Raw genomic sequence first — 26738 nt, forward strand, 5'->3', positions numbered from 1 at the left:
CGCGTCCCCCGGCCGGGGGAAGACATGCCCCACCGCTCCTGTCCGCCGCTGCTCCCCTCCGGGGCAGGAAACAATGTGAACCACCCCCGTGAAAGGAGCCTCCCCGATGGCCCGGACCGACTTCGACGCGCTCGCGCTGAACGCGCTCACCCTGGAGCAGAAGGCTTCGCTGCTGTCGGGCCGGGATTTCTGGACGACCAAGCCGCTTGAGGAGGCCGGGATTCCGTCCATCACGCTGTGCGACGGGCCGCACGGCGTACGCCGCGAGGCCGGCGGCTCCGACCACCTCGGCATCAACGAGAGCATCCCCGCCACCTGCTTCCCGCCCGCGGCGGCGGTCGGGTCGAGCTGGGACCCCGAAGTGGCCGCCCGGATCGGCGCCGCCGTCGGCAGGGAGGGCCGGGCCCTCGGCGTGGCGGTCGTGCTCGGCCCCGGCGTGAACATCAAGCGCTCGCCGCTGTGCGGGCGCAACTTCGAGTACTACTCGGAAGACCCCCTGCTCTCGGGCGTCCTGGCGGCGGCGCACGTCGCCGCGCTGCAGGCCGAGGGACCCGGCGCGTCGGTCAAGCACTTCGCCGCCAACAACCAGGAGACCGAGCGCATGCGGGTCAGCGCCGACGTGGACGAGCGCACGCTGCGCGAGATCTACTTCCCCGCGTTCGAGCGGGTGGTCACCCAGGCCCGGCCCGCCACCGTGATGTGCTCCTACAACCGGGTCAACGGCGTCCACGCCTCACAGAACCGGTGGCTGCTCACCGACGTCCTGCGCCGCGAGTGGGGCTTCACCGGCGTGGTCGTCTCCGACTGGGGCGCGGTCCAGGACCGCGTCGCCGCGCTGGCCGCGGGACTGGACCTCGAGATGCCGGGGACCGGCGGCGCGAGCGACCGGCGCATCGTGGACGCGGTCCGCGCGGGCGAACTCGACGAGGCCGTCGTGAACGCGAGCGTGCGCCGCGTCGTCGCCCTCACCGAACGCCGCGGCGGGGTCGCCGGCGCGTTCGAGACCGACGCCCACCACGCGCTCGCCCGCGAGCTCGCCGCCGAATGCGCCGTGCTGCTCAAGAACGAGGACGGCACGCTCCCCCTCTCGGCGGAAGCCCGCATCGCCGTGATCGGCGAGTTCGCCGTCAGGCCCCGGTTCCAGGGCGGCGGCAGTTCCCACATCAACGCCACCCGGGTCGACGCGGCGCTCGACGCGATCCGCGCCCTCGCCCCGGACGTCGCCTACGCCCAGGGGTTCTCGCTGGACGGATCGGGCGACGCGCGGGAGCTTCGCGAGGCGGCGGCCGAGGCCGCCGCCTCCGCCGACGTCGCGGTCGTCTTCGCCGGCCTGGGCGAGCGGGAGGAGTCGGAGGGCTTCGACCGGGAGACGATCGACCTGCCCGCCGTCCAGGTCGAGCTGATCCGCGCCGTCGCCGCCGCGGCCCGCCGTACGGTGGTCGTCCTGTCCAACGGCGGCGTCGTCTCTCTGGAGGGCTGGCACGACGACGTGGACGCCGTGCTGGAGGGCTGGCTGCTCGGCCAGGCGGGCGGCTCCGCCGTCGCCGACCTCCTCTTCGGCGCCGTGAACCCCTCCGGGCGCCTCGCCGAGAGCATCCCGATGCGGCTGAAGGACACGCCGAGCTACCTCAACTTCCCCGGCGAGGCCGGGCACGTGCGCTACGGCGAGGGCGTCATGGTCGGCTACCGCTACTACGAGACGGTCGAGCTGCCCGTGCGTTACCCGTTCGGCCACGGCCTCAGCTACACGACGTTCGCGATCGGCGGCCTCACGGTCGTTCGCACGGGCGACGACAGGGCCACCGTCACCGTGAGGGTGACCAACACCGGCGATCGGGCGGGCAAGCACGTGGTGCAGGTCTACGTGTCCACCGCCGCGGGTCCCGTACGGCGGCCCGTTCGGGAGCTGCGGGCCTTCAGGAAGGTCTCCCTCGCCCCCGGCGAGTCGCGCACGGTCACCCTTCCTCTCGACCGGCGGGCGTTCGCGTACTACGACGTCCCGCTCGGCCGGTGGGTCGTCGCGGAGGGCGACTACACGATCCAGATCGGCGAGAACGCCTCGTCCGTCGTGGCCGAGACGACGATCAGTCTCGGCGGCGACTCACTCGTCCCCGTGGTGTCGCTCGACTCGACGCTCGGCGAGTGGCTCTCGCACCCGCTCGCCGGGCCGGCTCTCCTGCGGGTCCTCAGCGGCGGGAAGGGCGCGCGGCCCGAGGAGGACGACGAGAACGGGCTGCGGATGGCCTCGTCGATGCCGATGGGACGGTTCCTGACCTTCGCCGGCATCGACATCCCCCACGCGACCCTGCGGGAACTGGTGGAACTGGGCGGGTCGGACGGCGCCGCGGCCTGAGGCCGCGTCGCCCTCGAGCCATTCGACGGCCTTCCCACGGACGACGACGGGCTCGAACGGGTTGTCCACGGGCGCGATGGACAGTGCCAGCCGGGGGTCGCGGCGAAGGTTGCGTGCCTTGCGCGTACCCGGGCTGGTGAAGAAGACGCCGGCGACCGCCTTGGACGGTGATTACGAGGGTCATCGGGCCACTTCGTAGCGGAGGTGGGTCACGCCGGGGGCCGGGACGGCCTCCAGCAGACGGAGGCGCACGTGCTTCGGGAGCTCCTGGAAGAAGCGGTGACCGGCGCCCAGCAGAACGGGCACCTGGTGGAGGATCACCTCGTCGACCAGGCCCGCTTCCAGCGCGGACGTCAGCACGCCGCCGCCCATGAGGGCGACGTCCTTGCCCCCGGCGGCCTCGCGTGCCGCCGCGATCGCGTCCTCGATGCCGGTGGTGATCAGGGTCTGCGTCTCGCCGATCTCGGGCGCCGCCCGATGGCTGAGGACGAACAGCCGGGCCATCGGGTGCGGGCTGCCGCCTCCGAAACGGTCGGAGTCCTCGTAGGTGTTGCGCCCTGCCACGACCGCACCCACACGTCCGGCGAGGGTGTCGAAGATCCGGGCACTGGGCCCGCTCAACGTGAACCCGTCGAACACCCCGCTGGGCGTGTCGCCGTCGAAGTACCAGTCGAACAGCATCGTTCCGTCGCCCAGCCCGCGCCCGGCCCCCGGGTCGCGCCCGGTGATGTAACCGTCGACCGACACCGCGTGGGCGCTGAAGACCTTGCTCATCTCGCCGACTCCCTTTGAGTTCCTTGAAGAGACTCCATGAGAGTAACAGCCCAAGTTCCTTGAGGGAACTCCGATTGCTAGACTGTTCTCATGCAACGCACGAAGTTCGGGGAGATGGCCTGTTCCATCGCGCGCACCCTCGACGTGATCGGAGAGCCCTGGTCGCCGCTGATCCTGCGCGATGTGTGGGTGGGCATGACTCGGTTCGACCAGCTCCAGGCCGACCTCGGGATCTCGCGCAAGGTGCTGACCGAGCGGCTCACCTACCTCGTCGACCAGGGCGTGCTCGAGCGCCGCCCCTACGACCGGCGGCCGCGCTACGAGTACCACCTGACAACCAAGGGCTCCGAGCTGGTCGACCTGCTCATGGTCATGACCAGCTGGGGGGACCGATGGCTCGCGGGCGAGGCCGGGCCGCCGGTGCTCTACCGCCATCACGCGTGCGGTGAGATCAGCCATCCCGAGCTGCGCTGTGCCCACTGCGGCGAGCCGATGCACGGCGGCGACGTCGATCCGCTGCCGGGCCCGGGCGCGGCCGTCTGACCGAGGCGGGTCCGGAACTCCCCGGGCGCCGCGTCGTGCCAGGTGGCGCGGACGGGGTCGCCTCCTTCGTGCACCGCGCGTTCGCGTTCGGCCAGCATGTGCACGATGAGCAGGCGGCTCACGTCCGCGCGCTCACGGCGTACGGGCTCGGGCAGTGTTCGCGGTGGTCTCGTGCCCCGCGACCAGCAGGCCCTGTCCCGTGGCCGTCAGCAGCATCTCGGTCAGCCGAGCCGTTGGGCTCTGCCGAGCAGCCGCTGGGCCACCACGACCAGGGCGAGGAACAGGCCGCTGACCACCTGCTGGAAGGCCGACGTCAGGTTGCCCACCTGGTTGATCAGGCTCTGGATCACCCCGAGCAGCAGCACGCCGGCGATCGTGCCGGTGATGCCGCCCGCTCCCCCGGTCAGCAGCGTGCCGCCGATCACCACCGCGGCGATCACGTCGAGTTCCAGGCCGATGCCGAGGATCGTGACGCCGGAGGAGAGCCGGGCCGCGTTCAGCACGCCGGCGAGGCCCGCGAGCAGGCCCGACATGAGGTAGACGTAGACCTTCGTCCGGGCCACCGGCACGCCCATCAGCGCGGCCCCCGGCTCGTTGCCGCCGACCGCGTAGACGTTCTGGCCGAAGGCCGTCCGCTGGAGCAGGACCATGGCGGCCACCGCCAGGAGCGCCGTGATGTAGACCGGCCAGGTCAGGCCGAACACACCGCCCTGCCCGAGCCGCGCGAACGCGGAGTCCTTCACGAGGTAGGTCGTGGCGCCCTCGTTGGAGATCGCCAGCATCAGCCCGCGCACGCCCAGCAGCCCGGCCAGGGTGACGATGAACGGCGCCATTCCCGTCCTGGCGATGAGCAGCCCCTGGAGGAGCCCCACCAGCCCGCACGCGGCGAGCGGCAGCACCAGCGCGACGAACAACCCGTACTGCGAGCCGTACGCCGCGAGGACCCCGCCGAACACGAACAGCGACCCCACCGACAGGTCGATGCCGCCGCTGATGATCACGAAGGTCATGCCGATGGCGATGATCGCGGTGAAGGAGGAGGAGACGAGAACGCTTGCGGCGTTGCCCGCGGTGGCGAAGGAGTCGAAGGCGACGCTGCCGACGACCACCAGCGCCGCCAGCACCATCAGCGCGCCGTGCTGCTGGAGGACGCGGCTCACCTGCTCGCGTCCGGGCGATCCGGTCATCGGGTTCCTCGCTCCCTGGTGGCGTAAACGGCGGCCAGGATGATGACCGCCTGCACGATCTGCGTCCACGACTGCGGCAGGTTGTGCTTGATGAGGGTGGCCGACAGCAGCTGCATGAGCAGCGCGCCCATGACCGTGCTGAGCACCCGGATCCGTCCGCCGCTCAGCGGCGTGCCGCCCACCACCACCGCCGTGATGGCCGACAGCTCGATGAACAGGCCGAGCGAGGTCGGATCGCTCGCCTGCAGCCGCGCGGTCGCGAGCACCCCGGCCAGCGCGGCCAGCACCCCGGAGATCACGTAGACCAGCAGCAGCACCCGGCGGACGGGCAGCCCGGACAGCTCGCTGGCCGCGCGGTTGCCGCCGATCGCGACCACCTGCCTGCCGAACGTCGTCCTGCGGACCAGGAACGCCATCAGCAGGGTCAGCACGGCCGCGATGACCACGATGACCGGCACTCCGGACAGCGAGCTGCTGCCGAGCGCGATCAGGTCGGGGTTGCGGAACTCGACGAGCTGCGGCACGAGCACGTTGGCCAGGCCCCGGACGCCGACCAGCAGCGCGAGCGTGGCCACGATCGGCTGCACGCCGACGTAGGCGACCAGCGCGCCGCCCGCCGTCCCGGCCACCGCGCCGCCGACGAGGGCGACCAGCAGCGCGGGCCACGCGCCGTACCCGAGGTAGAGGGCGACGAGGGCGGCGGCCAGCGACATGACCGAGCCGACCGACAGGTCGATGCCCTGGGTGCCGATGACCAGCGCCATGCCGAGCGACACGATCACGATCGGGGCCACCTGCACGAGCTGGGTGCGGAAGTTCGCCACATCGAGGAAGTGGGGGGTGAACAGGACGTTGAACAGCAGGAGGACGCCGACCGCGGCGTAGACGCCGTACTCCTGGGCCCAGGCGAGCACCCGCCGCCCGGGCGGTGCGACCGCTTCAGCCATCGGACTCCGCTCCTCGTTCGGCGATGGACGCCATGATCTTGTCCTCCGTGACGTCGTCGCCGGACAGCTCGCCGACGACGGCGCCCTCGCGCAGCACCAGGATCCGGTCGGCGCCCTCCACCAGCTCCTCCAGGTCAGACGAGATCAGTAACACGCCCAGGCCCTCCTCGGCCAGCTCGTCCACGAGTGCCTGCACCTCGGCCTTGGCGCCCACGTCGATGCCGCGGGTGGGCTCGTCCAGCAGGAGGATCTTCGGCCGGATGGCGAGCCACCGCGCGAGCAGGACCTTCTGCTGGTTGCCGCCGGACAGCTCCTGCACCGGCTGGTGCGGCGAGGCCGCCTTGATCCTGAGCCGGCGCATGAAGACCTCGACGACCTTGTCGATCTTCGCGTCGGAGACGACGCCGGCCCGCGACAGCGACGGCAGGGCGGCGAGCGCGATGTTCTCCCTGACCGACAGCGCCGGGATGATGCCCTCGGCCTTGCGGTCCTCGGGCAGCAGGCTGACCCCGGCCCTGATCGCCGCCGTGGTCGAGCCGGTGCGCAGGGGCAGGCCGGCCACGAGCACCCGGCCCGCGTCCAGCGGGAGCGCGCCGACGATGCCCTTGGCCGTCTCGCTTCGGCCCGCTCCCAGCAGCCCGCCGAGGCCGACGACCTCCCCCGGCCACACCGAGACGTCCACCCCGCGCAGCACCTGCCGCCGGGTCAGCCCCTCGGCCCGTACGGCGGGCGCGGCGCCGTCCCGCTCCCGGGCGTGGCGGCGGTCGCGGGAGAACCTGGTCAGGCCGCCGGTCCTGACCTCGTCGAGGTCACGGCCCAGCATCAGGGCGATGAGCTTCAGCCGTTCGAGCTCGGCGAGCGGGCCCGTGTGCGCGACCCGGCCGTCACGCAGCACGGTCACCCGGTCGCACACCTCGTACAGCTCGTCGAGGCGATGGCTGACGTAGACGACGGCGATGCCGTCGTCCCTGAGCTTCCTGATCACCGAGAACAGCGTCTCGACCTCGCGCGGCTCCAGGGACGAGGTGGGCTCGTCCATGATGACCACGCGGGCGTCGATCGCCACGGCCCTGGCCAGGGCGACCATCTGCTGGACACCCATTCCGAGGGTGCGCAGCGGGCGCCGTACGTCGGTGACGACGCCGTATCCGGCGAGGATCCGCTCCGCCTCGCCGTACATCCTGGCGGTGTCGATGACGCCAAGGCGGCCGCGCGGCTCGCGCCCCAGCATCAGGTTGCGGGCCACGCTCATCATCGGGACGAGGTTGACCTCCTGGTAGATGGTCGAGATCCCGGCGCGCTGCGCGTCGAGCGGCGTCCCGAAGGCCGCCGGCGAACCGTTGTAGATCAGCTCACCGCCGTCCGGGCGGTGGACACCGGTGAAGACCTTGATCAGCGTGGACTTGCCCGCGCCGTTCTCGCCCACGAGGGCGTGCACCTCGCCGGGGAGGAGGGCGATGGACACCCCGTCGAGGGCCACCACTCCGGGAAAGCGCTTGCTGATCTGCCTGGCCTCGAGCACCGGTGCAGCGGACTGGCTCAATGAGTTCCCTTCCTCGCGCGGGCCTCCGCGCGCGAGTGCGTGCGGAGGCCCGGGACGCACGCGGGCTTGCGCGGGCGTCCGTGACGGGCTGTGGCAGGTCAGTAGGCCTCGCCGAGGGACGACTCGGCGTTGGAGCCGTCGTATTCGCGGTCGGAGATGATGACCTTGTCGGGGATCGGCTGGCCGTCCAGGAACTTCTGCGCGGTCTCGAAGGCGAGCGGCCCGAACCTGGGGTTGGACTCGACGACCGCGTGCAGCCAGCCGTCGGCGATGGCCTGGACGGCGCTGCGGGTGCCGTCGACTGAGACGATCTTTATGGCGCCCGGCTCCTTGCCCGCGCCCTTCAGCGCGGTCACCGCGCCCAGCGCCATCTCGTCGTTCTCGGCGTAGATGCCGTTGATGTCGGGGTTGGACTGGATGAGCTGCTCGGTGACCTGCTGGCCCTTCTCCCGGGCGAACTCACCGGTCTGCTCGAAGGAGATCTGGATGTCGGGCGCCTTCTCCTTGATCCGGTCCTTGAAGCCGTTGGTGCGCTCGGTGGTGACGTTGTTGCCCGGCGCGCCGAGCAGGATCGCCACCTTGCCCTTGCCGCTCAGCGCGGTGATCATCTGGTCGGCGGCCCGCTTGCCCTGCTCGTAGAAGTCCGAGCCGATGAACGTCAGGTAGTCGCTGCAGGGGTTGGCGTTGATCTTGCGGTCGACCGTGATGATGGGGATCTTCTTGGCGGCGGCCTGCTGGAGCACCGGCTCCCAGCCGTCGGAGTTCAGCGGCGCGATGACGAGCAGCTTCACGCCCTGGGCGATGAGCTGCTGCACGTCGGTGATCTGCTTGGAGAACTGCGACTGGGCGTTGGTGACCTTGAGGTCGGCGATGCCGAGCTTGGCCGCCTCGTCCTTGATGGACTTGGTCTCCGCGATGCGGAACGGGTTGGCCTCCTTCTCCGACTGGGAGAAGCCGACCGTGGCGGTCTTCAGGTCGAACTTCGTGCCGCCGAACTGGTCGAGCGTGCAGGTCGGGCCGGCCGAGCCCGCCGGGGTCTGCACCACCTGCTGCTGCGCGGACGCCGCCTGGCTGGGGCCCGCCGTGGCCTGGGTCTCCGACTTGGCGCAGCCGGCCGCGCCGAGCAGCACGGCGAGGGCGACGACGGCCCCGCGGGGATATGACTTCATGGTGATCCTTCTTCCGATCGGGGGGTGCCACGGCGCGTCCGGCGGTCAGGAGGACGACACGCCGTGGGGGGTGGGGGGTGGCGGCCCGGATGTGCTGTCCGGGCCGCCGCTGTGCCGAGCGGGTCGGCGGTCGGTCATGGCCGTGGGAGGCCGCAATCAGGCCCAGGCCGTGGGAGGCCTCAATCAGGCCCGGGCCGTGGGAGGCCTCAATCAGGCCCGGGAAGAATCAGGCACAGACCGGAAGGATCTCTCCGGTGAGCGCCGTGTTGGCGTCGTGGAGGCGCTTGACGTCCGGCTTGGTCACGGCCCTGTCGTAGGTCATCAGGCCGTTGATCTCGGTCTCGACGTCGGTCGTCTGGGTGTAGACGGCCGCGCTCAGGCCGTTGCAGGCGTGCAGCGTGCGCAGGGCGTCGTCCATCTCCAGGAAGCGCTTGGTCAGCGCCTCGCCGTCGGTCTCGACCGCGTAGCCCCAGCCGCCGCCGGTCCAGGTGTGCCCGATCACCGGCAGGGCGAGCCCGCCGTACTCACCGAGCACCGACGCCCGGAAGAAGCCGGGCTTACCGGGGCTGCCGGGTCCGGGATAGATGTGGTAGTCCATCACGTCGCCGTTGCCGCCGTCCTGGGCGCCGCAGCAGTTGATGCCGCTCATGTTGTCCACGAGCCGGGAGGGGTCCAGGCTCTCCACGTAGTCGGCGATCCTGGAGATGTCGTACTGGCCCCAGCTCTCGTTGAACGGCACCCACATCACGATCGACGGGCTGCTGCGATGCTCGTCGACGATCTCCTTCAGCTCGCTCTCGAACTGCGTCTTGTCGGCCGCGCTCGCCGCACCGAACATCGACGGCATGTCCTGCCAGACGAGCAGGCCCAGCTTGTCGGCGTAGGCGTACCAGCGGTCCGGCTCCACCTTCATGTGCTTGCGCACCATGTTGAAGCCGAGCGCCTTGGTCTGCTCCAGGTCGTACCGCAGGGCCTCGTCGGTCGGCGCGGTGTAGATGCCGTCCGGCCAGTAGCCCTGGTCGAGCGGGCCGAACTGGAAGACCGGCGCGCCGTTGAGCAGGACCCGGGTCGTGCCGTTCACCCTGCCCACCGAGATGGAGCGCATGCCGAAGTAGCTCTCCACCTTGTCGCCGCCCTTGAGCTCGACCGTGAGGTCGTACAGGTAGGGGTCGTCGGGCGACCAGAGGTGGGGGTTGGGGATCGGCACGGCCAGCTCGGTGCCGGTCGGGCCGGAGACCTTCCCGATGACGCGCTTGCCGGCGCGGGCGGTGACGACGGCGGTGGCGTCGCCGCTCGCCCTGACCTTCACCCGCAGGGACTGCCCGAGCACCTCGGGGATCGTGTCCACGGCCTCGATGTGGGTCGTGCCGACGGGCTCCATCCAGACGGTCTGCCAGATGCCGGAAGCCGGGGTGTACCAGATGCTGCCCGGGTTGAGCCGCTGCTTGCCGATGGGCTGGCGGCCGTTGTCGGTCGGGTCGGTCACGCCGACGACCAGCTCCTGCGGGCCCTTTCGGGTGAGCGCGTCGGTCACGTCCACGGTGATCCTGTCGTAGCCGCCCTTGTGCGTGCCGACCTGCTTGCCGTTGACGTAGACGACCGACTCGTAGTCCACGGCGTCGAGGTGGAGCAGGACGCGGTCCTTCTTCCAGGAGGCCGGCACCTCGAAGGTGCGGCGATACCACATGCGGTCCTCGTGGCGGCCGATGCGGGACAGGCTCGACTCCACCGGGTAGGGCACGACGATCCGCTCGCCGAGGTCGCGGCCGAAGGGCGGCGCCTCACCCTCCTTGGCGGCGGCGAACTGCCAGGTGCCGTTGAGGTTCTGCCAGCGGTCGCGGACGAGCTGGGGGCGGGGGTACTCGGGCAGCGGGTTGTTCGCGTCCACCTTGTCGGACCAGCGCGTCTTCAGCACGTAGGTGGACCCGTTGGACACCGGCACCCAGGTGAACGCCTCGATCGCGGTGCCGTCCGCCTTGGCGAGGCCGCCCTTGCCGTCGTAGGAAGCCCGGATGTCGGCGGCGAGGCGCGGGATGGGGAAGGCGAGCTTCAGCGTGACCTTCGTGGTCCCGTCGAGGGCGGCCGACGCGACCTGCCACTTCGTGCCGGCCACCGTCAGGCCGAAGTGCTCGGCGGCGCCGGCGGGCAGCGCCGCGAGCGCGGTGTCGCCGAAGTCGAGGGTGGCGGTGTCGCCCGCCGCGTCGACGGCGGCGCCGGCCGGCCCCGGCGGGTCGAAGCCCTCGGGCAGGTAGAACGCGTCCGCCGGCACCGCCTGCTTGGGCTGGCTGGCGCTCTGCCAGCGCAGGTGGAGGTTGGCGCCGCCGAAGTGCTCGAAATACTCGACCTTGATGTCGTACTTCTGGCCGGCCTGCAGGGTGATCGGGGTGCCGGTCTGCTCCTTGTCCCAGTCGTCCACCCAGTGGTCGACGACGAGCGTGTTGTCCACCCAGAGCCGGAAGCCGTTGTCGCCGATGACCGAGAAGGTGTACGCCTCGGAGTACGCGGGCTGGATGCGGCCCGTCCACCGCACGGTGACGTCGTCCTCCCGCCCGGTCAGCGAGGTGAAGACCGGGTTGAGGTCGGGCAGCTCGAGATCCGGGTCGATCACCGTGGCCTTGAGCTGGGCGAAGTCGAACTTCCCTGCTGCCGAGGACAGGTAGTAGTCGCCGCGCAGGCCGTGCCGCTCGGCGCCGGCGGCGGTCGCGGGGCCCTGCCCCGCGACCTGCCAGACGGCGCCGAGAACGACGGCCAGCAGTAAGAGGATGGGCTTTCTCACAGGGATCCTTTCCTGCGGGCAGGGGGCGGGCGGACGCGCCGTACGGCGTGGCCGCGTGCGGCCGGCGCGGCGATGCGCTCCGCACGGCGCGCCGGCGACCACCTGCCATGACGTGGGGGGAGGGTCGAGATCGGACCCGCGGACGTGAGGCACGCGGGGAACGCGCCTTCCGAACGGGACCGATCAGATTCGGACAGGATCGAGTCGGTTATCGCCCTCAAATAAGCATCGCGGATGCTATCCGGTCAAGAGATCAGATCAGATTCGTTCATTTCCGGTCAGCGCTGCGGCACTTTGGCTGGTCGACTATGATCGGATCCGGTCACAGCGGAGGGTGGGGGCGTGGTCGACACGGACAGCGACGGGCGCCGGCCCGTGTTCGCGGCCGAGCGCCGCCAGCGCATTCTGGAGTTGGTGCGGGCCAACGGCGCCGTCTCGCTGCGCGAGCTCGCCCAGGCGGTGCAGTCGTCGGAGGTCACCGTACGCCGCGACCTGCGCGCGCTCGAGTCGGAGGGCCTGCTCAACCGGCACCACGGCGGCGCCACCCTCCCGGGCGACCTGAACAGAGAGGCCAGCTACGTCCAGAAGGTGACGCTCTCCTCGGCGGAGAAGTCCGCCATCGCGGACCTGGCCGCGTCGCTGGTCGAGGACGGGGACGCGATCGTCATCGGCCCAGGGACCACCACCCAGGAGTTCGCCCGCAGGCTGAGCAGGCACGCCGAGCTCGCCGTGGTCACCAACTCGCTGCTGGTCGCCCAGGCCCTCGCCAACTCCCCGCGCATCGAGGTGATGCTGACGGGCGGCACGCTGCGCGGGCCGATCCTCGCCCTCGTCGGCAGCGCGGCCGAGCGGTCCCTCGCCGGGCTGCGCGTGCGCCGGGCCTTCATCTCCGGCAACGGGCTCACCGCCGACCGCGGGCTGTCGACCCCGAACATGCAGGTCGCCTGCGTCGACCAGGCCCTGGCCGCCGCCGCGGAGGAGGTCGTCGTGCTCGCCGACCACACCAAGATCGGCATCGACGCGATGGTGCAGACCGTGTCCGCCGAGCAGATCGACCACCTGGTCACCGACGACGCCGCCCCGCGCGACGTGCTCGACGAGCTGGGCGGCAAGGGCGTACGCCTGCACGTTGCCCACATTTGATCGAATGTGACGGCCTCGTTACGGGTTTGTTTCCTGCCGGGCTCACCATTCGAGGCGGAGGCAACCGTGCTGCAGGCCGCAGGTATTTGCAAGAGCTTTCAAGGCGCGCCCGCGCTCGACCACGTCACCCTGGCCCTGCGGGCCGGGGAGGTCCACGCGCTCGTCGGCGGCAACGGCGCGGGCAAGTCGACCCTGGTCAAGGTGCTCTCGGGGGTGTGCAGGCCGGACGCCGGCCGGTTGCGCTACCTCGGGGAGGAGATCGCCCTCTCCTCCCCCACCGAGGCGGCCCGGCTCGGGATCGCCACGATCCACCAGGACGCCGGGCTCGTCCCCACGATGAGCATCGCCGCCAACCTGTTCCTCGGCCGGGAGCCGCGCGGGCGCTTCGGTCTGATCGATTTCGCGGCCATGCACGCACGGGCCGCCGAACTGCTTTCCTCCTACGGCCTGCGCGCCGACCCGCGCCGGCCGCTCGGCTCGCTCGGCGACGGCGCGCGTCAGCTCGTCGCCCTGGCCCGGGCCGCGTCCGCGGACGCGCGGCTGGTCGTCATGGACGAACCCGCCTCCGCGCTGGAGCGCGACGAGCTGGACGTCCTGTTCGGCGCGATCTCCCGGCTCCGCGACGAGGGCCGGGCGGTGTTGTACGTCACCCACCGGCTCGACGAGCTCTACGAGATCTGCGACCGGGTGACCGTGCTGCGTGATGGGCGGGTGGTGCACACAGGACCGCTCGCCGGCCTCGACCGCCGCAGGCTGGTCTCGCTCCTGCTCGGCAGGCCCTTCCACGCCGAGGGGGCGGACGCCGCCGTCACCGGCGAGTCCGCAGGCCCGCCCGCCGACGAGCCCCTGCTCGAAGCCCGGGGGCTGACCCGCCGCCACGTGCTCCGCGACGTCTCCCTCGCCCTGCGTACGGGGGAGGTGGTCGGCCTCGGCGGGCTGCGGGGCGCGGGGCGCAGCGAGACCGCGAAGGCGATCGCGGGCGCGCTGCGCGTGGACGCCGGCGAGGTGACGATCGCGGGCGCGCCCGCGGGCAAGTGGTCGATCAGGAACGCGATCCGCGCCGGTGTCGGGCTCGTGCCGGAGAACCGCCGGGTGGAGGGCATCGTGCCGACCCTGTCGGTCCGCGACAACATCGCGCTGGCCGCGCTGCCCCGCCTGTCCCGCGCGGGGATCGTCTCCGACGCGCACCTGGACCGGATCGTCTCCACGTTCATGCGGCGGCTGGGCATCCAGGCCGTGTCGCCCCGGCAGGCCGCCGGGGAGCTGTCCGGCGGCAACCAGCAGAAGGTGCTGCTGGCCCGCTGGCTGGCGATGCACCCGAAGGTGCTGCTGCTCGACGAGCCCAGCCGGGGTGTCGACATCGCGACCAAGCTGGCCATGCGGTCGCTCCTCGACGACCTGGCGGTGGACGGGCTGGCGATCCTGCTGATCTCCTCCGACGTGTCGGAACTGGTGGAGAACTGCGACAGCGTCGTGGTCCTCCGTGACGGCGCGGTCGTCGGCGAGCTGGCCGGGCCCGAGATCAGCGAGGACCGCATCATGGGGGCCCTCGCCGCCGGCTGAGCCCTCGCCGCAGAACCGGTGGCCGCCGCGTGCTCCGACAAGGACGTGCTGTAACGGCGCGTGTTGTAACGGCAGCAGGGGCGGACGACGATAGCAGGGCGACACGGGCTCCGCCCGCGCGGCGCGGGCGAGGGGGCGGGGATGAACGGAAGTCCGGAGGCCGGCGGCGTGATCGGCATGCGCGTGGAGCTGTTGCCGGACGCGGACGTGGACATGGACGCCGACCTGCACGACCGGCTCACCCGGAGGCTCCGCCGGGAGCTGAGCGAGGTCGGCGTCGAGTCGATCCGGACGGCGCCCGGCGGCCCGGCGCCCGTGGGGGCGAAAAGCCCCGACCCGGTCACCGTGGGCGCGCTCCTGGTGGCCTTCAGCGCCTCCGGCGGCGTGTTCACCGCGCTGGTCGGCGTGCTGCAGGACTGGCTCGACCGGCAGGCGGCACGGCACCGGATCGTGGTCACCGTCGACGGCGACTCCCTCGAACTCGAGCGGGCCACGGCCGCCGAGCGGCGCGAGCTGATCGGCGCCTTCATCCGGCGGCATTCGGGCGGATAGCGCATGGGCCGCCGGTTGGCGCTGCTGATCGCCACCTACCTGTACGACGACGCGGGTCTGCGTCGCCTGACGGCTCCGGCCCACGACGCCGAGACGCTCGCCGCCGTGCTCCGGGATCCGGAGATCGGCGGCTTCGAGGTCACCACGCTGGTGAACGAGCCGAATCACCGGGTCGGGGAGGCCATCGCCGACCTGTACCGCGACCGGCGCGGCGACGACCTGACGTTGCTGTACTTCACCGGTCATGGCCTCAAGGACGACGACGGCCGGCTCTACCTGGCCACGCGCGACACCCGGCGGGACAGTCTGATCTTCACCGCCATATCCGGCGAGCAGATCGACTACGCGATGGAGGGATGCGCGTCACGCCGGAAGGTCCTCATCCTCGACTGCTGTTACAGCGGGGCCTACCCGGCCGGACGGCTGGCCAAGGCCGGTGACGACGTGCACGCGCTGGACCAGTTCCGGGGGCGCGGCCGCACCGTCCTCACCGCCACCGACGCCACCCAGTACGCCTTCGAGGGCGACCGGGTGCACGGAGAGGCTCCGCGATCGGTGTTCACCCGGCACCTGGTGGAGGGGCTGCGCACCGGCCGGGCCGACCTGGACGGCGACGGCGACATCACGCTCGACGAACTGTACGGCTACGTCTACGACCGCGTCGTGGCCGAGATGCCGCAGCAGCGGCCCAAGCGCCAGGACAACGTCGAAGGCCGCACCGTCATCGCCCGGAACGTGAACTGGTCGCTGCCTCCGCACGTCGGCCACGCCCTCACGAGCCCCATGGCCGGGGACCGGCTGAACGCCGTGGACACGCTGGACCACCTCTACCGGGTCGGCAACGGCCTGGTCAGGGCCCGGGTACGCGAGGCGCTCCTGCGGCTGGCCGACGACGACAGCCGCATGGTCTCGGCGGCCGCCGCCGCCAGGCTGCGCGCCCTCGGCGCCGACCCGCCTGCGTCACCGGAACCGCCCGAACCCGCCGAACCGCCGGAGCGGCCCGAACCGGCCGAGCCGGCCGGCGCGCGCGCCCTCGGCCCCGAGCCGCCCGCACCGGCGGCACCGTCCGAGTCGCCCGAAACGGAGGCCGGGGGCTCCGCTGCGACGACGGCGACCGCGACGGCACCGGCCTCGTCGCGGGCGGACGCGCTCACCCCGCCGGAGGCCTCCGGGCCGCCGCCTGTGCCCCCTCGCGTCCCTGTCGCCGAAGAGCACGCCGCCGCGCCTGGTCGTCAGGCGGTTTCCCCGGCGGCCGAGAGGTCCTCCCCGGAGGCGTCCCCACCCTCCGGAGAGCCGGTGTCCGGACGAGTGGCGGCAGGCCGGCCGACGCTCGCCTTCGCCGGATCCGCGGCGGCGGCCGTCCTGAACACGCTGTTCGGCGTGGCCGCGCTGGTCGGCGCGATCACCTACGGGAACAGGGACTTCTCCGCCGCGTACGACACGTCCGTCAGCATCGCGGCGGGTAGCTGGCTGCTCTCGCCGGCGGCGCTCGTGGCCGCCTTCTCGGGATTCGTCCCGGCACGCACCGGCCTGGTCCGCGCCGGCCTGAGCCCGGGTCGGCGGTTGCCGTTCCAGCTCGGCATCGCCGGGCTGCTCGCCGCGGCGGTCGCCGGGCCGCCGGTCGCGGCGCGCACCGGACTGTTCGGAGACATCTGGATAATCCTGTTGCTGTTCGTCGTCCTGCTCGGCGTGACGCTCTTCGCCGTGGCGGCCTGGCGGATCTCGCTGTGGCCCGCCTGGGCGGCGGCGACGGTGGGGAGCCTGCCAGTGATCTGGCTGGCCGAGCTCCTCACCCGGGGCGCCCTGCTGGGCCTGCCGGAGTTGGTCGTCCACGTCGAACTGATGAGGATCGCCTGGTACTTCCGTCTGCGGGCCTCCTACCCGCTCCCCGCCGGACGGGGCATGCTGACGCGGCGCATGCTGCTTCTGGCCGGGCTGGCCGTGGCCTCGGCGGCCGTCACGAAGTGGGCGGCCTCGCTCGCTTCGCAGGGCGGCTCCTCCTCCGCCCACGCCAACGATGCGGTCACCTCTGTGCTCTTTCTGGACGATCTCCTGATCACCGCCAGTTACCTCGAACCGCAGGCCCGGGTGTGGGATCCCGCATCCGGCCGCCTGATGCGGATGATCCCCGGCTCCATGGTGGAGGAGCACGACAGCGGGATCTTCTCCATGGCGCTGAGCCCGGACCGGAAGCTTCTGGCCACGGGGCACGGCGACAACAAGATCCGGCTCTGGGACGTCGCCACCGGCCGTCTCGAGAACACCTTGGTCGGCCACTCACAGGGACTGGAGACTCTCGGCACCGGCCCCAGCCCCAGCGTGGCCGGGGTCAGCTCCATCCCCGCGCTGGCGTTCAGCCCGGACGGCACGATCCTGGCCAGCGGTGGCGTGGACACGACGGTCAGGCTCTGGAACCCCCGGACCGGCGACAGCCGTCAGGTCCTGAACGCTCACAACGGCTTCGTCGAAGCGGTGGCGTTCGACACGGACGGCACGACTCTGGCGAGCGCCGGCCTCGACCGGACCGTCGAACTCTGGGACGTGAAGACCTCCCGCACCACCGGGTCCCTGACCGGGCGGTTCGGTGACGGCGGCCCGCTTTCGGGCGTCACCCGGGCCGTCTTCCGCCCCCGGCACGACCGGACGATCGCGACGAACAGCCTGGCCACCACCACGGTCCTGATCTGGGACACCTCCACCCGTGATGTCGTGACGACCGTAAGCGGTCACACGGCGGGGCACGTGACCGCCCTGTGTTACAGCCCGGACGGCACGATCCTGGCCAGCGGCGGGTACGACCACACCATCGTGCTCTCGGACGCCGCGAACGGCCGGAAGATCCGCACCCTGACGGGCCACTCCGGGGAGGTCGCCGCGCTCGCCTTCAGCGGGGACGGCAAGGTCGTGGCGAGCGGCGGCTACGACGGCACGGCCCGGCTCTGGGACGCGGCCACCGGCCGCGCCCTCGCCGTTCTCTCCACCCCTGTCTCGCCCAGCCCGAGCTGACGTCAGCGGGCGGGGCAGCCGGCGAAGCGCGCCTCGACCTCCTCAGGGGTCAGCCCGAAGCCGGACAACTCGTACCGGTGGGACGGCCGGGCCTCCCCCGAGCGGCTCTCCTCGTGCAGACGGGCCATGGCCGTACGGGCGGCGTCGCCGAGCGGCAGCCCGAAGTGGGCGTAGACGGCCTCGACCGTGCCGAGCGGGTCGCGGACGAACTCCTCGTAGCGCACGTCGAAGAACCGCGCCGGATCCTGCCGGGCGCGGGCGGCGCGGAAGCGATCGAGGCCCCGGCTCCACAGGTCGAGCTGGTCCCGCCCGATCACCGCGCCGGTGAACGCCTCCGACCATCCGGCGGTCGCCTGCGCGGCGAGGCTGCACATCGACGCCATGGCGGTGAACGGGTCGCGGTGGGTCTGGACGACCAGCGCGCCGGGGTAGACCTCCATGATCGCGTCCAGGGCGAACAGGTGGCTGGGGTTCTTCAGCACCCAGCGCCGGCCGGGGTCGCCCAGCCCGACGAGCTGGAGGATCCGCCGGTGCCGCTCATAGGCCGGCGTCCAGTCCTGCGCCGCCAGCCAGGCCGAGTACGCGGGCAGGTGGGCCAGGCACTCGAAGGAGACCGACCGCATCGACTGCTGGAGCAGCCGCCAGCACTCCTCGACCATGTCCGCCGACATGTAGTGCACGCCCATGAACTCCGGATGGCGCACGTGGTGCCGCTCGTACGCCGCCTGGGCGGCCCGATACTCCGGGTCGCCCGCCCAGGTCTCGCGCGGCGGCCTCGGCCGGGGCGAGTCGGTCAGCCACAACTCCAGCCCCTGGTTGGCGGGGTCGGCGGTCAGCAGCCGGTGCAGGGCGGTGGTGCCGGTGCGCGGCAGGCCGGTGACGAAGATCGGCCGCTCGACGGGCAGGGCCGCGTGCTCCGGGTGCCGCCGCCACGCCTCCTCGCACCGCAGCCGGGCGGTCAGCGCGCCGCGCAGCATCGCGCGGGCCGCCCGGGCGCCCTGCGGGCTGAGCGCCGCGTCGTGGGCGTACGACTCGAGCAGCACGCCGAGGCCGTCGAGGTAGGGGTCGTCCCCGAAGCCGGTCAGCCCGGTGGCGCCGCTCGCCCAGGCATGCAGGGCCTCGATCGTCCCGACGCCGTCGCGTCCCGTGCTCATCGGTCTCCTCCGCGGGCTGATCGGAACTGCTCGGTGCTGATCGAACTGCTCGGTGCTGATCGAACTGCTCGGTGCTGATCGAACTGCTCGGTGCTGATCGAACTGCTCGGTGCTGATCGAACTGCTCGGTGCTGATCGAAACTGCTCAGTGGTGCCATTCGCCGCAGTTGACGTCGAGGCACTGGCCGGTGATCGCCCGCGCGAGCGGGGACAGCAGGAACACCGCGGCGTCGGCGATCTCGTCGGGCTCGGGCAGCCTGCGCAGGTCGAGCGTGGCGGCCGTCTCGTCGTACACCTGCCGCACGGGGACGCCGCGCCGCCGGGCCAGTGCCTCGAAGTAGCGCTTCAGGTTGTCCGCCCAGATGTAGCCGGGTGCGACGCTGTTGACCCGCACGCCGCGCGGCCCGAGCTCGGTCGCCAGGCTCTGGGCGAGGGCGAGCAGGCCGGCCTTGGCCATCTTGTACACCCCGAAGGTGCGCCGCGAGTGCCGCAGCACCGCCGAGTTGATCATCACGACCGAGCCCGCGTGCTCGGCGAGCGCCGGCGCGAAGAGCTGGGTGAGCCGCAACGCGGCGAGCACGTTGGTCTCGAAGGCGGCACGCACCGCGTCGAGGTCCACGTCGACGAGGTCCGTCATCGGCGGCATCGCGAAGGCGTTGTTGACCAGTCCGTCGACGCGGCCGCAGGTCTCCAGCGCCGTCGCGACCAGCCGCCGCCGCGACGCCTCGTCGGTGACGTCGGCCGGCACCTGCACGGCTCGGCGGCCGAGCCGTGCGACCTCCTCCGCCACCGCGGCCAGCCGCTCCTCGCCCCGGGCGGCCAGCACCACGTCGGCCCCGGCCGCCGCGCACCGCAGCGCCAGGCCGCGCCCCAGCCCCGGCCCGACCCCCGAGATCACGACGACCCGGTCCTTCAGCGGCATCAGCCCAGCATCCTTCTGGCGACGGCGGTCTGCCGGGCGGCGATCCGGGCCGCCCACTCCCTCGGGGTCACCCGCTGCCGATCGTGGTAGGGCAGCCGGGACGGCAGGTCCTCGAACCGCATCACCTCCACCTCGGGGCCGTCCGCGGGTCCGAGTGGGCGGGTGAGCCGCTGCCAGCGGATCTGCAGGTAGCCGCGGCGGTGCCCGGTGCGTTCGAGCCAGTTGGCCAGCCCGGGATCGCGCTCGCCGACCACGTAGCGGATCTTCCCGTCGGGGTCGTGGCGGGCCTGGTCCGCGGTGAGGCTGGTCTGGTGGTTGACGTAGTCCAGCGAGACGTACCACATGCTGCCGAGCTGGAACCCTTGGTAGGGCGCGACGTCGCGGCCCGCCGCGGGCACGGTGACGACCATGACCTGGTCGTCGTCGAGGTCGTAGTGGCCGACGGACGAATACTGCGTCGCGAGGCCGCCGGGCGTGGGCCGCGGCTCGGTCATCGTGTTGACCTGCAGCGTGAGGTAGTGCCGCTCCGGGAACGCGAGGAAGGTCCGCAGCCGCCCCAGCAGCATCTTCGCGGCCACCTCGTAGCGCCTGGCCATCCTGTCGACGGCCGGGGGCGGGGGCGCCGACCCGAGCGTGTCGGCGCGGTGGACGCGGATCTCGCCGGGCCGCTCGGCGTCCCAGTGGGAGAAGACCTCGCGCACGATCAGCATCGCCGCGCCGGGCCCCAGCGTGAAGCGGGCCCCTGTGCCGGGCGGGCCGAAGCGCAGCTCGTACGACCCGTCCGGGGCGATCTCGATGTCGCGGTCGTCGAAGGCGGTGAGGCTGTCGGGCGACCGCGCGGGCGAGTAGTCGCCGTTGAGCACCTGGAAGCTCAGGTCGGCCGTGGTGCCGCGGCGGCCGGTGACCACGTATTCGGCGTCGTCCCGGATGTAGGCGTGGAAGTAGAGCGTGTCGGGGTTGTCCAGGCCGAGCTTGGCGTACGGGCCGGTGGAGGCGGCGAAGAAGGGGAAGTCGCGGTCGTAGGCCCACGTCATGTGCAACGCCGCCTTGATGCCGCCCGCCAGGTAGTCGAGGCCTTCGGCCAGGTCCTGCTCGGTGCGCACGTGCGGCGCGGAGCGGATGATCTCCTCGGCCTCGGCGATCGCCCGGGCGAACGGTTCCGTGGCCATCGGACTCCCTCGGATACGCGGAACAAATATGGACCGAAGCGGTAGTCTTTTCCCACCGCGAGAGTAGAACCCGTTCTAGGAGTGGTCAATGGCCGCGGCGCGGTCCCCGGCGGAACGGCGGCGCGCCCCGCCTCCGGGAAGGTCAGGACGCGGCCCAGCGGTTCGCGGTGAACCGCAAGCTGGGCAGGTCGTCGAGGGACACCGTGTACTCGTACGTCCGGCGGTAGCCGGTGCCGCTGATCCGCCAGCGCCCGTCGGAGCAGCGCCGGTAGGTGTCCTCGTAGTAGGCGGATCCGCGGATCATCAGGCGGTGGCGTGGAATGAGCACGGTGTCGTCGAGGCACCAGGTGCCCCTCGCGTCGTCGCCGTCGATCTCGATCTCGGGGTGACCCGCGAGATGCGTCGTGATCACCCCCGGCCCCAGGCTGGCGCGCATGTAGCCGACGATGGCCTCGCGCCCGTCGAACCGCAGCGGGTCACCGGCGACCGGATTGTCGTAGGCCGCCACGGCGTCGCCGGTGAGCGTGTCGGCGAAGTCGTCCCAGCGCTTGAGGTCCAGGCAGCGCAGGTAGCGGTACTTGGTCTGGCGGATCTCCTCCAGCGCGATCAGATCCATGCGCCCCAGCATGCGCGAGCGCGGAACGGCTTGCAAGAACGCGTTCTACCCACGGCGGCGGCCGGAGACCCCACCGCTAACCGGCCTTGGCGATCACCGTCTCGGCGAAGCGCTCCAGGTGCTCGATCTTCCGGCTCAGCGGCTCGGTGTCGGGCCCCTTCACGTACGGCCTGCGGAAGCCGACGATCACGTCGGTGACGCCCTTGTCGGCCAGCCGCCTCACGCCGTCCACGCTGTAGGCGTCGGGGGAGATCACGTGGATCTCGAAGGGCCGGTCGGCGGTGCCCTCCTCGGCGCGCAGCGCGGCGAGCCTCGTGAGCAGCGCGTCCAGTTCTGCCGGCTCTCCCCCGCCGTGCATCCAGCCGTCCCCGAGCCTGGCGGCGCGGCGCAGCGCCCCCTCGCTGTGCCCGCCGACCAGGATCGGGATCGGCTCGGCCGGCACCGGGGACATCTTCACCGGCGGCAGGTCGTAGAACTCGCCGTGGTATTCGAAGTAGCCGCCGCGCGTCAGGCCGCGGACGATCTCGACGGCCTCGTCCATGCGCCTGCCCCGCCGCGCCCACGGCACGCCCGTCACGGCGTAGTCCTCCGGCCAGGGGCTCAGCCCGACGCCGAGGCCGAGCCGGCCCCCGGTGAGCCAGGCGATCGAAGCGGCCTGCTTGGCCACCAGCACCGGGGGACGCACCGTGAGCTTGAGGACGAACGGCGTGAACCGGATCGTCGACGTCACCACCCCCATCGCCGCGATGAGGACGAACGTCTCGATGAAGCTCTTGTCCTCCAGGAACTCCCGGTCTCCGTCCGCCGTGTACGGATACCTCGCGTCCGACTCCCGGGGGTAGACCAGGGAGTCGGCCACACTCATGCTCGCGTACCCCGCCGCCTCCGCGGCCCGGGCGAGCGGCAGGTAGTACGACGGGTCGGTCATGGCCTCGGCATAGGTGAAACGCATACTCCGGAGCGTACGAGAACGCGTTCTATTTTTGAATGCCCCGGATATCCTTCCTCACCGCCCGGCCCGCCGGCGGACCACCACGACGAAGTCGGCCGCGGCGACGATCGCGAGCACGGTCGCGACGACCGCCGGCACGACCAGCCCCGCCGCGTACGCCGTGATCGCGATGAAGCCGCAGACGGCCAGCCCGAAGGTGGCCAGCACCATACGCAGCCCGAGGGCGCCGCGCGGCTCCATGCCGTCACCTCCCTCCCCCATCGAGCCCCTACCCACTCGGGCTCGCCCCCCGGCATCGCCAGGTCCTCGGCCGGCCCCACCGCGAACGCTGGACCATATATCGGCACCCGATATATGGTCCCTCCGTGACCAAGATGACGGAAGCGACGTACTTCATCCTCGCCGCGCTCCTACAGGCCCCCCTTCACGGCTACGGAATCATCAAACGCGCAGGTGAGCAGTCGGCCGGACGGGTGAAGATCGCCGTCGGCACCCTGTATGGGGCGCTCGACCGGCTCGAGGAGGCGGGCCTGGTGACGGTCGACGGAGAAGAGGTCGTCGACGGACGGCCGAGACGGTACTACCGGATCACCGACGACGGCGTCGCCGCCGTCCGCGAGGAGGCCGCGCGACTCCAGCAGGCCGCCAGGGTCGTCACCGCGCAGATCGGGATGGTGAGCGCATGAACGCCGAGCACGCCCTCGAACGGCGCTACCGCCGCCTGCTCCGGGTCTACCCGAAGGTCTATAGAAAGTGGCACGGCGAGGAACTCATCGGCACCCTGATGGCGGCGTCCGGCCCTCACACCCGCCGTCCGCCGCTCCGGGAGGTGCTCGCTCTCATCGCCGGCGGGTTCGCCGCCCGTGCGCGGAACGCCCGGGCCAGGGGCGTGCCCTGGTGGGCGGACGGGCTGCAGCTGGGCGTGCTCGCCGTCGCGACGACCACGTTCGCCATGAAGATCGAGGTGCTGCCGCACCTCGTCCGGCCGATCTGGACCCTCGGCGCGGTCGCGCTGATGGTGGCGATCATCCGCGGATGGGCGCGCGTGGCTCTCGCCCTGTCGCTGATCGCGGCGCTCGAGTCCAGCCGCTTCCTGGTCCTCCACGGCGACGCGTTCACCATGGCCGGCTTCGGCCCCGCGTACGTCGAGGTGTCGAGCATGGCACCCTTCTGGGTGATCGTCGCCGGCCTGGCCGTACTCGCGGTGCGACCGGGGAAGGGCCTTCCCGCCCGATCGTGGTCGTGGCTTCTCGTTCCCGCGTTCTGCTGGGGGCTGCAGTTCCTGCTCGGCCTGTCCTACCCGGAGACGCTGCCCTGGATGCTCGCGCGGGCGGGCGTGGAGGTGCTGGCACTCGCGGCCGCGCTCTGGGCCACCGTCTCGGTCAGGGACGCCAGATGGGCGCTCGCGGCGGCGGTCTACCTGATCCCCGGCCTGACCTATCTGGGCGAGAACCTCTCCATGCACGGCAGGAAGGGCCTCGCGTACTGGGGCCTGCTCACCCTGCTCGTGATCTCGTCGTTCGTCGTGGCCAGGCGGACCAGGCAGAAGGTCTGACACCGGAAGCGGACCCGCCGAGGAGACATCTGACATTGCCGATTGTCGGATCAGAGGGTCAGAATCGGCACTCGTGTCCCTAGGATGGACGTCGTCCCATGGAGCGGACCGACACGAGCTGTGGAGGGCAGAGCGTGCACGAGGAGCAGGCGCCCGCGTGGGTGGTGGACCCCGGCACGCCGAGCGTGGCCCGGATGTACGACTACTACCTGGGCGGCAAGGACAACTTCGCGGCCGACCGCGAGGCCGCCGAGAAGATCATCTCGATCCTGCCCAACGCCCGCGAGGTCGCCCGGACCAACCGCGCCTTCCTCGTGCGGGCCGTACGGCACCTGGCGCGCTCGGGCATCCGGCAGTTCCTCGACATCGGCACCGGGCTGCCGACGCAGGAGAACGTCCACCAGGTGGCGCAGGCCGAGGCGCCGGAGTCCCGGGTCGTCTACGTCGACAACGACCCGATCGTGCTCGCCCACGCACGCGCCCTGCTCGCCGACAACCCCCGGTCGATCGTCATCGACGGCGACATGCGCAAACCGGAGTCGATCCTCGATCACCCCGGCGTCCTCACCCACCTCGACTTCACCCGGCCGGTCGCCTTGATCATGCTGGCCGTCCTCCACTTCGTGACCGACGACGCGGAGGCGGCGCGCGTCGTCGGCGCGTTCCGCGAGCCGCTCGCCCCGGGCAGCCACCTGGTGGTCTCCCACATCACCCAGGGCGACCTGGACGAGGACGCGGTCAGGCGGGGCAGGGACGTCTACACCGCGACCACCGCGGGCGGCATCGTGCCTCGCACCGCGGCCCAGGTCCGCGGCTTCCTCGACGGCCTCCACGTGCTGGAGCCCGGAGTCGTGCCGCTGGACCGGTGGCGGCCCGAGACCGTGGAGTTCGAGTGGAACGGCATGCCGGGAGGCGACATCCTGGGCGGAGTCGGCCTCGTTCCCGGCCCCTGACGTGCGTCAATTCCCGGTCATGACCAGGATCAGGCCCTCGACGGACGCGTCGCCCTCGTGGAGCGGCGCCAGTGTGACCGCGAGCCGGACGGGCCGGCCCCGCCGGTTGACGGCCTCGACGCTGGCCGCGTCTGCCTGACCACCCGCGACCGGGTCGCCGTCCAGCACGCGCCGCATCGCAGGCAGCAGCGGGTCGAGGGGCAGGCCGATGTCGAGTGCGGGCAGCTCGCGGCCGTGAGCCTCGTCGGCGCGCAGCCCCCACAGCTCCTCCGCCCCCGGGCTCCACAGCAGCACCCGCAGGTCCCGGTCGACGACGACGACCACGTCGCCGAGCGAGCGCACCACTGAGGCGACGAACTGGTTGGCCCGGTCGAGCTCCGATGTCCGGGCGTTGAGGGTCTCGTTGATCTGCTGGAGCTCGTCGTTGCTGGACTGGAGCTCCTCGTTCATCGTCTCCAGTTCCTCGTTGGTCGACTGGAGCTCCTCGTTGGTGGTCTCCAGCTCCTCGTTGGTCGACTGGAGCTCCTCGTTGGTGGTCTCCAGCTCCTCGTTCAGCGACTGCAGTTCCTCGTACGCGTGCTCGAGCTCCTTGTTCGCCTGTTCGAGCTCGTTACGAAGCCGCCGATAACGGGTGACGTCGTGGAAGTTGATCGTGACGCCGACGAGTTCGCCCGCCCTGTCCATGAGCGGGACGACGGCGACGTCGAAGATGCTCGGCTCCTGCATGCCGGGGCGCTGCCAGGCGACGTCGTGGAGCTCGACCGTACGCAGGTCCAGCTCGGCCTGCTCGATCAGCGACCTCAGCTCGACGGGCCGGTAGGACACCTCGAGATCCTGGAACGGGCTGCCCACGTCACGAGGCCGCAGGCCGAACAGGACCTCGGCGCGGGTGTTGAGCAGGGCGAGCCTGCCCGACGCGTCGAGCGTGATCTGGGCGACCGGGCCGGAGGCGAGCGCCGCGCCCTGCAGCCGCGGAAGCCGCGCGTTCTCCTCCGCGTGCGGCGGCGGCGAGTCCCAGCCGATCCGCGCCCCGCCCAAGGGCTGGGGGATCTTCCTGAACAGGCGCACGCGCAGGTCCACCGGCTCGAACTTGTCGCCGTGGTTGAGCAGCATCTCCGCCTTGCCCAGGAACAGGTAGCCGGGGTCGGCGAGGGCGAAGTGGAACTTGCGGACGATGTTGAGCTGCGTCTCGGCGTTGAAGTACATCATCGTGTTGCGCGCGAGCAGCAGGTCCACCTGGGAGATCGGGGCGTCCCGGGTGAGGTCGTTGCGGCCGAAGATGAGCTGACGGCGCAGGTCACGGCGGAACGCGAACCTGGCATCCACCGGCTCGAAGTACTTGTCCCGCAGCTTGGGCGGCATGTCGGCGAGCTTGCGCTCGTCGTAGACCGCCGTACGGGCCACGTGCAGGGCCTTCTCGTCCAGGTCGGTGCCGTAGATCTTGACCCGCTCCCGGAACTCGTCCAGCCCCAGTTCCTCCGCCAGGGCGATGGCGAGGCTGTAGGCCTCCTCGCCGGTGGCGCACCCGGCGCTCCAGGCCCGGATCGCGCGGCCGCCGCCCTTGGCCGCGCAGATCGTGGGAATCGCCCTCGCGCGCAGGACCCGCCAGGCCTGCGGGTCCCTGAAGAACCCGGTGACGTTGATGAGCAGGCTGTCGAAGAGGATCGCGAACTCACCGGGCTCCAGCTCGAGGTAGTCGCGGTACTCACCCATCGTCTCGAGCTTGAGCGTCTCCAGCCGCCGCGCGACCCTGCGCTGGAGCGTGCTGCGTTTGTACCCGGAGAAGTCGAACCCCCGGGTCTCCTTGAGCATCAACAGGAGGTCGTCGAACTCGCGCTCCTCGCTGGCGACCATGGGTCCA

At 71.5% G+C, this 26738-nt stretch carries 22 protein-coding genes; 9 read left to right on the forward strand and 13 right to left on the reverse strand.

Translation table 11 applies throughout. The features are described 5' to 3' along the window. Nucleotides 1-106 precede the first annotated feature (106 nt). Entirely contained in the window at nt 107-2353 is a 2247-nt protein-coding gene (locus QSK36_RS30165; RefSeq protein WP_285784699.1) for a glycoside hydrolase family 3 C-terminal domain-containing protein, read from the forward strand. Between the two features lie 180 nt (nt 2354-2533). Here QSK36_RS30165 and QSK36_RS30170 read toward each other — a convergent pair whose 3' ends face one another. Next, nucleotides 2534-3127 (reverse strand): dihydrofolate reductase family protein, encoded by a 594-nt coding sequence (locus QSK36_RS30170; protein ID WP_285784700.1) that lies wholly within the window; start codon nt 3125-3127, stop codon nt 2534-2536. 90 nt (nt 3128-3217) lie between these two features. Between QSK36_RS30170 and QSK36_RS30175 the strand changes: the two genes are divergently transcribed. Next, nucleotides 3218-3670, forward strand: coding sequence for a winged helix-turn-helix transcriptional regulator (locus QSK36_RS30175; RefSeq protein WP_285784701.1), 453 nt, complete (start codon nt 3218-3220; stop codon nt 3668-3670). 221 nt (nt 3671-3891) lie between these two features. Here the strand turns inward: QSK36_RS30175 and QSK36_RS30180 are convergent, their stop codons facing one another. The 5 genes from QSK36_RS30180 to QSK36_RS30200 form a co-directional block, all read right to left on the reverse strand. Continuing rightward, on the reverse strand, nt 3892-4857 hold the full coding sequence (locus QSK36_RS30180; RefSeq protein WP_139575103.1) for an ABC transporter permease: 966 nt from the start codon (nt 4855-4857) through the stop codon (nt 3892-3894). Then, nucleotides 4854-5804, reverse strand: coding sequence for an ABC transporter permease (locus tag QSK36_RS30185; RefSeq protein ID WP_139575104.1), 951 nt, complete (start codon nt 5802-5804; stop codon nt 4854-4856). The genes QSK36_RS30180 and QSK36_RS30185 overlap by 4 nt, the downstream gene beginning before the upstream one ends. Continuing rightward, entirely contained in the window at nt 5797-7326 is a 1530-nt protein-coding gene (locus QSK36_RS30190; protein WP_285784702.1) for a sugar ABC transporter ATP-binding protein, read from the reverse strand. The genes QSK36_RS30185 and QSK36_RS30190 overlap by 8 nt, the downstream gene beginning before the upstream one ends. 119 nt (nt 7327-7445) lie before the next feature. After that, a complete protein-coding gene (locus QSK36_RS30195; RefSeq protein WP_183537060.1) occupies nt 7446-8516 on the reverse strand; it encodes an ABC transporter substrate-binding protein in 1071 nt (356 codons plus the stop codon). 226 nt (nt 8517-8742) lie between these two features. Next, nucleotides 8743-11292: a PA14 domain-containing protein gene (locus tag QSK36_RS30200; protein ID WP_285784703.1), complete on the reverse strand. Its 2550-nt coding sequence runs from the start codon at nt 11290-11292 to the stop codon at nt 8743-8745. Between the two features lie 342 nt (nt 11293-11634). On the opposite strand from QSK36_RS30200, the gene QSK36_RS30205 reads away from it, so the two are divergent. The 4 genes from QSK36_RS30205 to QSK36_RS30220 all read left to right on the forward strand — a co-directional run bounded on the left by QSK36_RS30205 (nt 11635) and on the right by QSK36_RS30220 (nt 17556). Continuing rightward, a complete protein-coding gene (locus tag QSK36_RS30205; RefSeq protein ID WP_205825793.1) occupies nt 11635-12435 on the forward strand; it encodes a DeoR/GlpR family DNA-binding transcription regulator in 801 nt (266 codons plus the stop codon). A 66-nt stretch (nt 12436-12501) separates the two neighbouring features. Beyond that, a complete protein-coding gene (locus tag QSK36_RS30210) occupies nt 12502-13998 on the forward strand; it encodes a sugar ABC transporter ATP-binding protein (RefSeq protein WP_285784704.1) in 1497 nt (498 codons plus the stop codon). A 141-nt stretch (nt 13999-14139) separates the two neighbouring features. Then, nucleotides 14140-14550: an effector-associated constant component EACC1 gene (locus tag QSK36_RS30215; RefSeq protein WP_183537056.1), complete on the forward strand. Its 411-nt coding sequence runs from the start codon at nt 14140-14142 to the stop codon at nt 14548-14550. A gap of 3 nt (nt 14551-14553) precedes the next feature. Continuing rightward, entirely contained in the window at nt 14554-17556 is a 3003-nt protein-coding gene (locus QSK36_RS30220) for a caspase, EACC1-associated type (protein WP_285784705.1), read from the forward strand. Between the two features lie 2 nt (nt 17557-17558). On the opposite strand, the gene QSK36_RS30225 is transcribed toward QSK36_RS30220, so the two are convergent. From QSK36_RS30225 to QSK36_RS30250, 6 genes are all read right to left on the reverse strand, one after another. After that, entirely contained in the window at nt 17559-18710 is a 1152-nt protein-coding gene (locus QSK36_RS30225) for a sulfotransferase family protein (protein ID WP_285784706.1), read from the reverse strand. A gap of 145 nt (nt 18711-18855) precedes the next feature. Then, a complete protein-coding gene (locus tag QSK36_RS30230; RefSeq protein ID WP_285784707.1) occupies nt 18856-19632 on the reverse strand; it encodes an SDR family oxidoreductase in 777 nt (258 codons plus the stop codon). Further along, a complete protein-coding gene (locus QSK36_RS30235; RefSeq protein ID WP_285784708.1) occupies nt 19632-20801 on the reverse strand; it encodes a hypothetical protein in 1170 nt (389 codons plus the stop codon). The genes QSK36_RS30230 and QSK36_RS30235 overlap by 1 nt, the downstream gene beginning before the upstream one ends. Before the next feature lie 142 nt (nt 20802-20943). Beyond that, the gene (locus QSK36_RS30240) at nt 20944-21417 is read right to left on the reverse strand and encodes a nuclear transport factor 2 family protein (protein ID WP_285784709.1); all 474 of its coding nucleotides are present in this window, start codon (nt 21415-21417) and stop codon (nt 20944-20946) included. Between the two features lie 76 nt (nt 21418-21493). Further along, the gene (locus tag QSK36_RS30245) at nt 21494-22369 is read right to left on the reverse strand and encodes a TIGR03619 family F420-dependent LLM class oxidoreductase (RefSeq protein WP_285784710.1); all 876 of its coding nucleotides are present in this window, start codon (nt 22367-22369) and stop codon (nt 21494-21496) included. Nucleotides 22370-22423: 54 nt separating this feature from the next. Then, nucleotides 22424-22609 (reverse strand): hypothetical protein, encoded by a 186-nt coding sequence (locus QSK36_RS30250; protein WP_182899112.1) that lies wholly within the window; start codon nt 22607-22609, stop codon nt 22424-22426. Between the two features lie 134 nt (nt 22610-22743). On the opposite strand from QSK36_RS30250, the gene QSK36_RS30255 reads away from it, so the two are divergent. The 3 genes from QSK36_RS30255 to QSK36_RS30265 all read left to right on the forward strand — a co-directional run bounded on the left by QSK36_RS30255 (nt 22744) and on the right by QSK36_RS30265 (nt 24877). Then, complete coding sequence (locus QSK36_RS30255) at nt 22744-23055, forward strand: PadR family transcriptional regulator (protein WP_285784786.1); 312 nt, start codon at nt 22744-22746, stop codon at nt 23053-23055. Further along, nucleotides 23052-23924, forward strand: a complete 873-nt coding sequence (locus QSK36_RS30260; protein ID WP_285784711.1) for a hypothetical protein — start codon at nt 23052-23054, stop codon at nt 23922-23924. Before QSK36_RS30255 ends, QSK36_RS30260 begins: the two co-directional genes overlap by 4 nt. A 98-nt stretch (nt 23925-24022) precedes the next feature. Then, a complete protein-coding gene (locus tag QSK36_RS30265) occupies nt 24023-24877 on the forward strand; it encodes an SAM-dependent methyltransferase (protein WP_285784712.1) in 855 nt (284 codons plus the stop codon). Nucleotides 24878-24883: 6 nt separating this feature from the next. On the opposite strand, the gene QSK36_RS30270 is transcribed toward QSK36_RS30265, so the two are convergent. Further along, nucleotides 24884-26731, reverse strand: a complete 1848-nt coding sequence (locus QSK36_RS30270) for a CheR family methyltransferase (RefSeq protein ID WP_285784713.1) — start codon at nt 26729-26731, stop codon at nt 24884-24886. Between the last annotated feature and the right edge of the window lie 7 nt (nt 26732-26738).

It is taken from the genome of Microbispora sp. NBRC 16548, assembly GCF_030268985.1.
Classification (GTDB): Bacteria; Actinomycetota; Actinomycetes; order Streptosporangiales; family Streptosporangiaceae; genus Microbispora; species Microbispora catharanthi.